Here is a 12,485-nt window from a genome sequence, read left to right as displayed (position 1 = left end):
TCCGCCCCCACCCCCGCCTCCACCAACAACCGCGCCACACGCTCACTCCGCGCATCCAACTCCGCGTACGACACCGACACACCGTCGAACACCACGGCCGACGCGTCCGGCACCACCGCCACCCGCGCCCGGAACTCCTCCACCACATCCCCGGCCACAGCCCCGGTGTCGGAGTCGTTCCACTCCTCCAGCACGCGCCGCCGCTCGCCTTCAGCCAGCACGCCGATCCTGCCCACCGGGGTCTCCGGTGCCGTCACGACCGCTTCCAGCACCCGCACGAACTGGTCCGCCACACCCTCCGCGTACTCGCGGTCCACCAGGTCCGGGCGGAAATCGAGGCGGAAGCCCATGCCGTCGAACGGGGTAGGAATGGCGGCAAGGCCCAGGGCGTAGTGCGTGCCGCCGCGGATCTCCGCGTCGCCGACCGAGAGGCCGGCGCGGGCGGCGGAGGCGTTGATGGCCTCGTGGTCGAGGGGGAAGTTCTCGAACACCGTCAGGGTGTCGAAGAGTTCACCGACGCCGGCGAGGCGTTGCAGTTCGGCGAGGCCGATGTGCTGGTGGTCGACGAGTTCGGCCTGTTCGTCCTGGAGACGGCGGAGGAACTCCGTCACCGTCTCCCACGGGCGCAGGGTCGCGCGCAGCGGGAGGGTGTTGACGAAGAGGCCCACCATCGTGTCCGCGCCGGTGAGTTCCGCCGGCCGGCCCGCCGCGGTCACGCCGAAGACGACGTCGTCGCGGCCGGTCAGGCGGCCGAGCAGCATGGCCCAGGTGGCCTGCACCAGGGTGTTGGGGGTGACGCCGTGGGAACGGGCGGCCCGGGTGAGGGCCCGGGCGGTGTCCTCGGGCAGGGCGAAGCGGATGCGCTGCTGAGCCGCGGACTCAGCTCCGGCTCCGGGGCGGTCGGTGCCCAGCCTCGTGGGTTCGTCGACTCCGGCGAGTGCGGTGCTCCACGCCTCGATTGCGGCGTCGTGGTCGCGTCCGGCCAGCCACCCGAGGTGGTCGCGGTAGGGGCGTACGCGGGGCGGACTGCCCGCTGTGTCGGCACCGGCGGTCCGCTCCGCGTAGGCGGCGAGCAGATCGCGTACGACCAGGGGCAGGGACCAGCCGTCGAGCACGATGTGGTGGTTGGTCAGGACGAGCCGCCACTGGTCGGCGGCGAGCCGGGCCAGAGTGAACCTGATCAGCGGCGGTGCGGACAGGTCGAAGCGGGTCCAGCGCTCCTCGTCGAGGAGACGCAGCCAGGTCGCCTCACGTTCCTCCCCCTCCCCGAGGTGCGTCAGATCGGCCTCGTGCCACGGCGCGGTCACGGTCTCGGCCACGACGGCGACCGCACGGCCGTTGCCGACCTGCCGGAAGCCGGAACGCAGCACGGCGTGCCGGGCGAGGACCGTGTCGGCCGCGGCGCGCAGGGCCTCGGCGTCGAGGGTGCCTTCGAGGGCGAGGACGAGTTGCGCGTTGTAGTGGTCGAGGGCGGCGGTGTCGAACTGGTTGTGGAAGAACAGGCCTTCCTGGAGCGGGGAGAGGGGCAGTACGTCCACCGCGCCCGGGACCGCTTCCTTGGCCTGTGCGACGTCCTCGTCCGGCAGCAGCGCGATCTGCGCGACGGCGCTGTCGTCCGCGCCGCCCTGCTGCGGTTCGAACTCGGCAAGCGAAGCGAGTTCCGCCACGGTCCGGTGCCGGAACACGTCCCGGGCGGTGAGCCGCAGTCCGGCACGGCGGGCCCGGCCGACGAGGCGCGTGGCCATGATGCTGTCGCCGCCGGAGGCGAAGAAGTCGTCGTCGATGCCGACTTCGGGCAGTCCGAGCACGTCGGCGAAGAGCGCGCACAGGGCGTGTTCTTGCGCGGTGCGGGGTGCGCGCCGCTCCGTGTCATCGGTGCCGTAGTCCGGTACGGGCAGGGCCTTGCGGTCCAGTTTTCCGTTCGGGGTCAGCGGCAGCGACGGCAGCGCGACGAACGCGGCGGGGATCATGTAGTCGGGCAGGGTCGCGGCGAGATGCGCACGCAGGCCCGCCGGGTCGAAGGCGTCAGAGGCATCGAAGGCGCCAGAGGCGTCGGAGGTGTCGGAGGCACCGACCGGCACCACGTAGGCCGCCAGGCGCCGGTCGCCCGGCCGGTCCTCGCGGACGACGACCGCGGCGCGGCCGACGGACGGGTGGCGCAGCAGTACGGACTCGATCTCGCCGAGTTCGATCCGGAAGCCGCGCAGCTTGACCTGATCGTCGGCACGCCGCAGGTACGCCAACTCACCGTCCGGCGTCCAGCGCACGACGTCACCCGTGCGGTACATGCGCGAGCCCGCCGCACCGAACGGATCCGCCACGAACCGTTCCGCCGTCAGGCCGGGGCGGCCGTGGTAGCCGCGGGCCAGTCCGGCACCCGCGATGTACAGCTCGCCCGGGACGCCGACCGGCACGGGCCGCAGCGCCTGGTCGAGGACGTACACGCGGGTGTTGAGAATGGGGCGGCCGATGGAGACGGGGGCGTCGCGGGTGATGTCGGAGGCCGTGGACCAGATGGTCGTCTCGGTCGGGCCGTAGAGGTTGGTGACGGACGCGGTGACGGCGGTCAGGGTGTCGGCGAGCCCGGTGGGGAGCGCTTCGCCGCCCACGAGGACCCGTACGTCCTTCAGGGCGTCGCCGTGCTCGGCCGCCAGGGCGTGCCAGAGGCTGGGGGTAGCCTGCATGACGGTGACGGCCTCGCGGGTGATGAGGTCCCTCAGGGCGTCCGGGTCGCGGACCTCGTCGCGGTCGGCCAGGACGACGGTGGCGCCGGACAGCAGCGGCAGGTACAGCTCGAGTCCGGCGATGTCGAAGCCCACCGTGGTCACGGCGAGCAGCCGGTCGTCCGCCGTCGTGCGGAGGCGGTGGGCCATGGCGGCGAGGAAGTTGTCGAGGGCCCCGCGGGGGACGACGACGCCCTTGGGCCGTCCGGTGGAGCCGGAGGTGTAGATGACGTAGGCGGGGTGGTCGGGGCGGGCGGCGGCCGTACGTTCCCGCTGCCGCGGGTCGGCGTCCGGCAGGGCGTCGGTGCGGGCGGCCTGGTCGAGCCGGAGGTGGGGCACGTCCGAGTCGGGGAGCCGGCCGGCGAGTTCGCCGTTGGTCAGGACGAGGGCGGGGCGCGCGTCGTCGAGGACGTAGGCGATGCGGTCGGCCGGGTACTCGGGGTCGATGGGCAGATAGGCCGCGCCCGTCTTGAGGACGGCGAGCAGGGCCACGACGAGCTCGGTGGAGCGCGGCAGGGCCACGGCGACGTACTGCTCGGGCCCGATTCCGCGCTGGACGAGGAGGCGCGCGACATGGTTGGCGCGGGCGTCGAGTTCGCCGTAGGTGGTCCGGGTGGTGCCGTGGACGAGGGCCACGGCCTCCGGGGTGTGCTGGGCGCGGGCTTCGAGGAGTTCGGTCAGCGAGGGGGCGGGAATCGGGTGGGCGGTGTCGTTCCAGTCCGTCAGGACGCGTGCGCGTTCGGCCTCGTCGAGCAGGTCCACGTCGCCCACCGGCTGGTCGGGGTCGGCGGCGAGCGCGGTGAGGAAGGCGACGAAGCGGTCCTGGTGGGCGGCGAGTTCCGCCTCCGTGTAGAGGGCGGGGTTGGCGTCGAACTCGAGGAGCACGCCGCGCTCGGACGTCGCCGGGTCGCCGAAGGACACCACGGACAGGTCCTTGACCGGGCCGGTCCACAGCGGGTGCATGACGGTGTCGAGGCCGCCGAAGCGGATCTCCCGGCCGAAGGACATGGCGTTGACGGTGACCGAGTGCAGTCCGCCGCTGCCGCCGGAGAGTTTCAGGTCGCGGTGCAGGTCCTCGCTGCGGTAGCGCTGGTGCGCGAGGGCGCCGCCGACCTGGGCGGTGACCTGCCGGACGAGGTCCGCGAAGGTGGTGTCCGAGGTCACGGCCAGGCGCAGCGGGACCTCATTGGCGAACATCGCGGGCGTGCCGAGTGCGCCGGGGGTGGTGCGGGCCGTCGTGGGCAGACCGACGACCGCGTCCTCGGCGGCGGTGAGACGGTGGGTGTACGCGGTGACCGCGGCGAGCAGCACGGACGACCAGCGGCCCGCTCCGGCGAGGCGCGCCATGCGGTCGGCGGGCAGCAGGACGGTGCGGCGCAGGGCGACCGGTGACGGTTCGGCGACGCGGCCGGTCAGCGGGGCGGGCTCGGGCAGGTCCGTGAAGGCGGCGTGCCAGTACGCGCGGTCCGCGTCGTGGCGGGGTGAGGTGCGGTAGTCGTGGTCCTGGCCGACGATTTCGGCCAGCGGGCGGAAGCGGGAGGCCGGGGGTTCCTGGCCCGCGGCCAGGGCGGTGTAGGTCTGGGCGAGCCTGCGGCAGTACACGGCCTGCCCATAGCCGTCCAGCGCGATGTGGTGGTGGCGGAAGTAGAGCAGGGAGCGGCTCTCGCCAGTGTGGAAGAGGGCGTGGGTGTACAGCGGTCCCGACCGCAGGTCCACCGGGGTGGCCAGGTCGTCGTCCATCCAGGCGCGGGCGGCCGCGTCCGGGTCGGGCTCGGCGGCGACATCCAGGATGTGCACGGGGATGTCGTCGCCGGCCGGCTCCACGATCTGCCACAGCTCGTCGTCGTCCTCGGCGAAGCGCACGCGCAGGGCCTCGGTCTCCGCGACCGTGCGGCGGACCGCCTCGGTCAGGAGCGCGGTATCGACCCGTCCTGAGTCCCCTCCCGAAACCCGTCCTGAGATCTCGAAGTAGGTGGCGCAGTTGTACAGCGGGCTGTCGGGGGCCAGTTGCTGAGCCACCCAGATACCCGTCTGCGCGGCCGAAACAGTCCGACGAACCGACCCATGCTCAGACACTGAATACCTACCCACGTTCTCTTCGCTCTTCGGACGGGCACTTCTGCTTCTGCTTCAGTCATTCATCGAGCCACCGCGGGCTGCCCGCGCCCGCGGTGGCTCCGAACGGTCAGGCCGTCAAGCCGTCAAGCGGTCAGGCCGCGAGCGGCAGTTCGGCGGAGATGACGTCGACGAGCCCGGCGACGGTCGGCTCGTCCCACATGACGGTGGGCTCGAGGGTCACCCCGAGGTGGTCCTCGATCTCCGCGACGACGGTGAGGGCGTAGATGGAGTCGAGGCCGTACGCCCCGAGCGGTTCGTCGGGCCGTATGTCGTCGGCGGGCATCTCCAGGTGTGCGGCGATGCGCTCGGTGAGCCAGACCGACAGCTCCTCGGCGGAGAGGTTCGGGGTGGACTTCTCGACGGCGAAACTCGACATGATCAGTTCTCCTTGGTGTGGTGGCCGGTGAGTCCTCGCCTCACCAGGCCGAGACTCGTGCCGGATTCGTAGCGCTCGACGAGCTCGTCGAAGAGCCGCTGTTCGAGGTCGTGGGGCAGCCGCGCGGGCGGGTGCCCGGGGCGCAGGGGGATCCTGGCGAGCACGGCGGCCAGCCAGGCCGGGTCGGCGAGGAAGGGGTCCGGGTGGCTCTGGTTGGTGCGCCACAGTTCGACGCACGCGGCGGCCACCAGCACGTTCACATAGCGGTGGGTGAGGTCGTACGAGGATGAACTCGCCGCCACGGACAGCTCGGCGGCGGGCAGCCGCGCGCATTCGCCGGTGAGGCGGCGGAGGTCGTCCGTGAGGTGGTCGCCGGTCTGCCGGATCACGGGGTGGGCGAGCAGCAGCGCGGGTTCCGCGGCGAGGCCCGTGGCCAGTGAGGAGCTGAGCCGCTCGCGCCCGCCCGCGGTGACGGCCAGCCGGTCGAAGGGGATGGGTGGCAGGTCGGCGTCGAGGCGGAAGAGCTCCTCGGGGGCGGGCTGACCCGTCGGCCACGATCTGCGGGCCAGCAGCGGCAGTTGGGGCAGTAGCGACATCTGGCACGCGGCGCGGGCGGCGTGTCCGAAGCCGGCCGGCTGGATGTCGCGCAGCAGCTTCTGGAAGATGGCGTGCTCGCCCTCGCGGATGTAGAAGTGGGCGCCGAGGAGGGTGGACAGCCGGTGCATGGCGTCCATCAGGACCTTGGAGACGAAGAACTTGACGGCCTGTGCGTAGATCCCGGTCTCGGCCGGGACGAGGTGGATGGCGCGGGCCGCCACGGTGGCGAAGGCATCGCACAGCAGCAGGTCGGCATGGGTGGCGGCGAGCACGGACCGCACCTCGGGGAGGTCGACGGCCCTGCGTCCGTAGAGCCTGCGTGCGGTCAGGTGCCGCAGGGTGGTGCGCAGGCCGGTGTCGAGGATGCCGTTGAACATCGCGACCAGCGTGGTGCGGGTGATCTGGAAGGACTTCAGGGCCGTCTCCAGGCCCTGGCCCTGCCGTCCCACGATGCTGTCTGCGGGCAGCGGGCAGTCGTCGAACTCGATGCCGCCGAGCTGGACTCCGCGCATGCCGACGCTGGTGAAGCGGGGCAGGTAGCGCATCCGGCCGGCGGGGACGGATGCCTTGTCGACGAGTATCTGGGAGTGGCTGCGGCTGCCCGGGCGGCGGTCGGTGCGCGCGAACATGACGACTGCGTCGGAGCGTTGGAGGTTGGTGACGACCTCCTTGCGTCCGTTGAGGAGGAGTCCGTCGGGTCCGGGCATGGCCTCGAACTCCGTACCGGCCATGTCGTTGCCGTGGGCCAGTTCGTGGTAGGCGACGGACACCTTCCGGTGGCGCAGGAGCAGCCCGGCGACCTGGTGGCGCTGCTCCTCGCTGCCCGCGGTCCAGATGTTGACGGCGGCGATGAAGGAGCTGGCGCCGTATCCGAGGCCCAGGCAGGGGTCTCGGCGGTAGACGGACCGCATGATCTCGATGAGGTCGTCGAGACGGGTCAGGCGTCCGCCGTATGCGGGCGGCACGAACTCGGCGTTGAGTCCGTAGGCGTCGAGGGCGTCCTCCCCGGCGGTGAACATCTCGCCCTGTTCGTCCGCGGCCAGGATGTGCCGGAAGCCCAGGGGATTGTCCTGGTCCCAGGGGTCGCCGAGGTGCCGCTCCAGTGCGTCGGCCCGGTGCGGGAACGCCGTGCCCGTGGCCAGGGTGGTCGGGCTCGTCATGAGGCACTCCTGACTGGGTGGCGCCCGGGCACGGTGGCCAGGGTCGGTATCGCCGTGTCGAGCGCGTGCTCGGCGAGTCGGTCGTAGGCCGCGGCGCCCGCCTCTCCGAGGGGGTGGCCGAGGCGGGTGAGAACGGTGCTCAGGCATGCCTGCAGCCAGAGCCCGTCGTGCCACACGGTCGGCTCTTCGGCGGGGGCCGCCTGGGGGCGGGCACCGGAGTCCGCCGGTGGGCGGGCGTTGTTCAGCCACACGTGCAGGCAGGCCGCGGCCGCGTAGCACAGCTCGTAGCGCTCGGCCCGTGCGAAGGCCTCCGGGGGTACGTCCCGTGCGGTCCGCCGCTGGGTGGCGAGCTCCTGGTGCAGGGCATCCGTCTCGGCCTTGATCCGGTCGGCCAGGTCGGCCACCTCCGGGGGGAGCCCTCCCGCCTCGGCCTGGGCGCGGATGCGCGCGACCGCGTCGGCCAGGCTCTGCACCGGGCTGCAGCCGCCCTGGGATATCAGCGCGAGCCGCTCGCGGTCGAACTCGGGGAGTGGTGCGGTGAGTCGAGCCGCCGCGGCGACGCCGTCCGTGTCCGCCCGGCCCCGCCGGTAGCCGGCGGCGAGCAGCGGGAACTGGTCGATCAGGGCGTTGCGGTTGACGGCGGTGTTGCCGTCGAAGATGGCGACGACCCGGTGGTCGCGCTCCAGCTTGGCGAACACGCCGTCGGCGTACTCCTCGGTGAGGAAGCTCCGGACGCCGAGGAGTTCCGCGCTCCGGTCGAGGATCCCCTGCACCAGTTCGGGGACGAGGGCCTTGGCGACCGCGGAGGTCACGCTCATCTCCCCGGTGAGCGCGTGGATGCTGCGGCTCGCCACCGTGCCCGTGGCCTCCGCCAGCAGGTGCGCGGCGCTGATCTCGCCCAGGATGCGGCGGATCCGGGGCAGTTCCGCGAGAGTACGGCCGTAAAGGCGCCGTTCGCGCGCGTAGTCCACGGCGATCCGCAGGGCCGTGTCGCCCGCCCCGAGGGACAGCGCCACGCAGGTGGTCCGGGTGAGCTGCAGGGCTTTGAGGACGATCTCGATACCGGCTCCCGTCTCGCCCACGAGCGCCGCGTGCGGGATCTCGGCCCGGTGGAACGCGATGCCGCTGATGTCCGCGCCCCGGATACCGTGCGTGGGAACCTTGGGCAGGCAGCTGAACGCCCCGTCCGCGAGATCCTGTTTGTCCACCAGGAACAGGCTGAAGCCACGGGGGCCGCCGTTCGCCTCGGTCCGTGCGAGCACACAGACCAAGCGGCCCCGGGTGGCGTTGTTGATCAGCCACTTCTCACCGTCGAGGAGCCAGCCGTCGGCGGTGCGGGTCGCCGTGACCCGTCCCGCGAGCAGATCGCTGCCATGGTCCCGCTCGGTCAGCCCCCAGGACGCGATCGCCCCGGAGGAGATCGACTCGCCGGTGCGCAGGGCCTGTTCGGTATCCCCGGCCACCCACACCGAGGCCGCGCCGAGGAACGTCTTGCCGTGGCCGACCGCGGCGGTCAGATCACGGCGGGCCACGGTGCGCAGCAGGAGCATGAGCTCGCTGTGGTCGTCCAGCCTGCCACCCGCTGCGACGGGTACGTAGTGCGCGTTGAGTCCGAAGTCGTCCAGAACCCCGCACGCCGCGGCCGGGAACGCCTCCCGCCGGTCGAGTTCGGCCAGCGCCGCGGGCCGGAACGCCTCGTGTTCGTCTCCCGGAGCTCCCAGCACCGACTCCAGGGCTTCGACGGCGGACCGTCTCACCTTGCGGCCTCCCTCTCTCACGCCTGCCGCCGCGCCGAGGCGCGGCCCCGAGCCCGGTCGGTGTCGGCGTCCAGGTGCAGCGGTTTGAGGTCACCGGCCAGGAACAGCTCGCGCATCGTGGCTCGCTGGATCTTTCCGCTGGTGGTCCGGCGCACCCCGCCGCGGCGCAGCAGCGCCACCGTGTGGACGCCGGTGCCGAACTCGCGCGCCACCGTCTGCCGGATGCCGGCGGTGAGCTTGGCGAGGACGTCGGCGCTCAGCCGTCCACGGACCTCGTGCGTGACGACGATGCGCTCGTCGGTACGGTCCGGGCCGGGCACCGAGACCGTGAAGACCGCTCCGAACAGACCCTTCAAGTCATCGTGCTGGGCGCGCAGTTCGTGCTCGATGTCCTGCGGGTACAGGTTGCGGCCGCGGACGATGAGTGTCTCCTTGATACGGCCGGTCACATGGATCTCGCCCTCGTGCACCAGGCCCAGATCCCCGGTCCGCAGGAAGCCGCCCTGCCCGTCGGCGGTCTCTGCCCGGAAGGTGTCCTGAGTGGCTTCCGGCCGTTCCCAGTACCCCTGGGCGACGCTGTCGCCCCGCAGCCAGATCTCGCCGATCCGCCCCTGCGGCAGCACCTCACGGGTGTGCGGATCGACGACGCGCACGGTGTAGTCGTGCGCCGCGCCGCAGCTCACCACGGCTCGGCTGTGCGGCCAGGCCACGGTCGGCACGAACTCGTGCCGCGCCAGCGCCTCCGCGTCGACCTGCCGGATCACCGGCTCCCGGGTTCCCGCGCCCGAGATGAACACGGTGGCCTCCGCCATGCCGTAGCACGGGGTGAGCGCTCCGGCGCGGAAGCCGGCGGCCGCGAACCGCTCGGCGAAGGTGGCCAGCGTGGACGCCTGCACGGGTTCCGATCCGTTGGGCGCGTACTTCCAGCGGGAGAGGTCCACTCCGTCGAGTTGCTCGTCGGTGATCTGGCGGGCGCAGAGCTCGTACGCGAAGTTCGGCCCGGGCGACCAGTCGAGGTCGTACGCGTCGATCATCCGCAGCCACCAGTGCGGCCGCTTCAGGAACGTGGTGGGGGCCATCAGCGTGCAGGAGCCGCCAAGCACGAGCGGGGGCAGCAGGACCCCCATCAGCCCCATGTCGTGGTAGTGCGGGATCCAAGAGCCGAAGTGGGTCGAAGCGTCAAGGCCGAAGGTACGGCGCAGGCTGTCGACGTTGTGCAGCAGATTGCCGTGGGTGATCATCACGCCCTTCGGCTCACCCGTGGAGCCGGACGTGTACTGGAGCAGCGCGAGCGTGTCGTGGCCGAGGGGAGGCGCGACCCAGGCGTCCGGATCGACCGCCGCCGCCCCCTCGTACGCCTCCTCGTACGCCTCCTCGTCCGTCGCCCCGTCGATCGCCCCGCCCGTCCTCAGATCCGTCACCACGATGTCCGCCGTGACCGACTCCTCGGCGGCGGCCCACTCGCGGACGTCCGCGTGGGCGATTGAGTTCGTGAGGACGATGCCGACCCCGGCGTTGCGGGCGATGGCCGTGACCCGTTCCCGCTGGTGGCGGTACTGCCCGGGGAGCGGCGCCGGCACGGCGACCACACCGGCGTACAGGCAGCCCAGGAAAGCGGCGGCGAAGTGGATGCCCTCCGGGTACAGCAGGAGGGCACGGTCTCCCGGTGCCAGCCGGCCACCGAGCCGCACCGCTATTTCCCGGGCGGCCACGTCGAGTTCCGCATACGTCAGCGTTTCGTCGACCTTTCCGGCGGAGAGGTCACGTACGAAAGTCACCGCGGGTTCGCCGGGACGGGACTCCGCATTTCTGCGAAACGCATCGGTGACGCTGGGAAGATCTACAACAGCAATGGACATTGGCCATTCCCCCAAAGCGCGGCACACAACGCAGGACTGCGGCACACAACGCGCGGCTCACGACAGAATTCCATCTGGCGGGGGAACATAGCCCGCTCCGTTCAAGCCAGTCAACCGACCCCGAACCCGCAACCACGCCCCCAAATGACACCCTAGGTGTCCGGAGCATCACTCTCGGTCGATTTTTCGGCCCTCCCGGCACCGAAACCAGGGCTCGCGGAAGCCTTTATCCCCGACCACGTCACGCACGGATACATCGGGATATTCAGCCTCCCCTTAATCCGGTGACAGGACTGATGGGCTGGTGTTGAATACTCGTGCCCAGCCGTCATGGGCATTGCACAAACAACGAGAGGTGCGGGAGTGAAGCAGACCGGACTCGAGGATATTCTTCCGCTGACTCCGCTGCAGGAAGGCCTTCTATTTCACGGCCTTTACGACCCGGACACCGAAGACGTTTATGTCTCCCAGCACATCCTCGACATATCCGGGCCGCTCGACACGACCGCCCTGCGCACGGCCGCCGATTCCCTGCTGGCCCGCCACTCGAGCCTGCGCGTGGGATTCCGGCACGAGGGACTGAAGACGCCGGTGCAGATCGTGCCCCGGTCGGTACGGACCCCCTGGCACGAGACGGACCTCACCGCACTGCCGGACGACGACGCACGAGCCGCCCGGGCCGAGGAGTTGCTGCGCGCCGACCGCGCGACCCGCTTCGACCTGTCCGCTCCCCCGCTGGTCCGTTTCACCCTGCTGCGGCTCACCGACCGGCAGTACCGCTTCTCCCTGACGTTCCATCACCTGCTCCTGGACGGCTGGTCCCTGTCCGTACTGCTGCACGAGCTCTTCGCCCTCTATGCCGACGGCGGCGACGCCCGCGCCCTGCCACCCGTGACGCCGTACCGCACCTTCCTGGGCTGGCTCGCCGGACAGGACCGGGACACCGCACGCGCCACCTGGGCCGACGCACTGTCCGGCCTGACGGAGCCGACACTGGTGGCCCCCCGGCAGGCCGACTCCGCGCCCGCCGTTCCCGAGCGCGTCACCTTCGCCCTGACCGAACAACAGACCGAGCGACTCACCGCCCGCGCACGCGGCCTCGGCCTGACCGTCAGCACCCTGGTGCAGGGCGCGTGGTCCCTGCTGCTCTCCAAGATCCTCGGCCGGGACGACATCGTCTTCGGCGTCACCGTCTCCGGCCGGCCACCGGAGATACCCGGCATCGAGAGCATGGTCGGGCTGTTCATCAACACGGTCCCGCTGCGCGTGACCCTCCGCCCCGCCGAACCGGTCGGACAGCTGCTGGAGCGCCTCCACCGCGCCCAACTGGACCTGCTCCCCCACCAGCACCTCGGGCTCACCGACATCCAGCAGGCGTCAGGGCTTCCCGAACTCTTCGACACCATGGTGGTGTTCGAGAACTACCCCCAGGACCCGGCGCGGCTGACAGCGTCCACCTCTACGTCCGCTTCCTCCACCACCGCGCCGCAGGACGCCAAGACCCACGCCGACACCGTCCGCGTAGTCGGACAGAGCACCAGCGACCGCTCCCACTACCCCCTGACCCTGGTCGCCCTCCCGGGCACCACGATGCGCTTCCGTCTCGACCACCGGCCGGACGTGTTCGACGAGGCGGCCGTCGGGACCTTGATCGAGCGGTTTGTGCGGGTGTTGGAGGCGGTGGTGGGTGATCCGTCGCGGCCGGTGGGCCGGGTGGAGGTGTTGTCGCGGGGGGAGCGGGACGGGCTGGTTGCGGCCTGGACTGCTTCGGCGGACGGCTTCCGGGGTGGTGAGTCTGGGGTGACGTTGGCGGGCTGGTTCGCGCGGCGGGCGGAGGTGTCGCCGGGGGCCGTCGCGGTGTCGTGTGGGGATGTCCGGTTGTCGTATCGGGAGCT

6 protein-coding genes are annotated in these 12,485 nt (G+C 71.4%); 1 reads left to right on the top strand and 5 read right to left on the bottom strand.

Annotation, left to right across the window (positions count from 1 at the left end; genetic code table 11):
* The 5 genes from AB0D57_RS45565 to AB0D57_RS45545 form a co-directional block, all read right to left on the bottom strand.
* Window positions 1-4,742, bottom strand: a 4,742-nt coding sequence (locus AB0D57_RS45565; protein WP_362088356.1) for an amino acid adenylation domain-containing protein, incomplete at its 3' end; no start/stop codon positions are given.
* A gap of 190 nt (window positions 4,743-4,932) precedes the next feature.
* On the bottom strand, window positions 4,933-5,217 hold the full coding sequence (locus AB0D57_RS45560) for an acyl carrier protein (RefSeq protein WP_362088354.1): 285 nt from the start codon (window positions 5,215-5,217) through the stop codon (window positions 4,933-4,935).
* A gap of 2 nt (window positions 5,218-5,219) precedes the next feature.
* A complete protein-coding gene (locus AB0D57_RS45555) occupies window positions 5,220-6,974 on the bottom strand; it encodes an acyl-CoA dehydrogenase family protein (RefSeq protein WP_362088351.1) in 1,755 nt (584 codons plus the stop codon).
* Entirely contained in the window at window positions 6,971-8,731 is a 1,761-nt protein-coding gene (locus AB0D57_RS45550; RefSeq protein WP_362088349.1) for an acyl-CoA dehydrogenase, read from the bottom strand. The genes AB0D57_RS45555 and AB0D57_RS45550 overlap by 4 nt, the downstream gene beginning before the upstream one ends.
* A 17-nt stretch (window positions 8,732-8,748) precedes the next feature.
* On the bottom strand, window positions 8,749-10,590 hold the full coding sequence (locus AB0D57_RS45545; RefSeq protein ID WP_362088347.1) for a fatty acyl-AMP ligase: 1,842 nt from the start codon (window positions 10,588-10,590) through the stop codon (window positions 8,749-8,751).
* A gap of 363 nt (window positions 10,591-10,953) precedes the next feature.
* On the opposite strand from AB0D57_RS45545, the gene AB0D57_RS45540 reads away from it, so the two are divergent.
* The coding region (locus AB0D57_RS45540) for a condensation domain-containing protein (protein WP_362088345.1) at window positions 10,954-12,485 on the top strand (1,532 nt) is incomplete at its 3' end.

Source organism: Streptomyces sp. NPDC048275 (assembly GCF_040652275.1).
In the GTDB taxonomy this organism is placed as follows: Bacteria; Actinomycetota; Actinomycetes; order Streptomycetales; family Streptomycetaceae; genus Streptomyces.
Note: the sequence above shows the minus strand (reverse complement) of the source record. Positions and strands in the feature narration are given on the sequence as shown.

Coding starts and splice junctions, on each gene's coding strand:
- AB0D57_RS45555 (WP_362088351.1), bottom strand. CDS start 6,974: ATGACGAGCCCGACCACCCTGGCCACGGGCACGGCGTTCCCGCACCGG.
- AB0D57_RS45560 (WP_362088354.1), bottom strand. CDS start 5,217: ATGTCGAGTTTCGCCGTCGAGAAGTCCACCCCGAACCTCTCCGCCGAG.
- AB0D57_RS45545 (WP_362088347.1), bottom strand. CDS start 10,590: ATGTCCATTGCTGTTGTAGATCTTCCCAGCGTCACCGATGCGTTTCGC.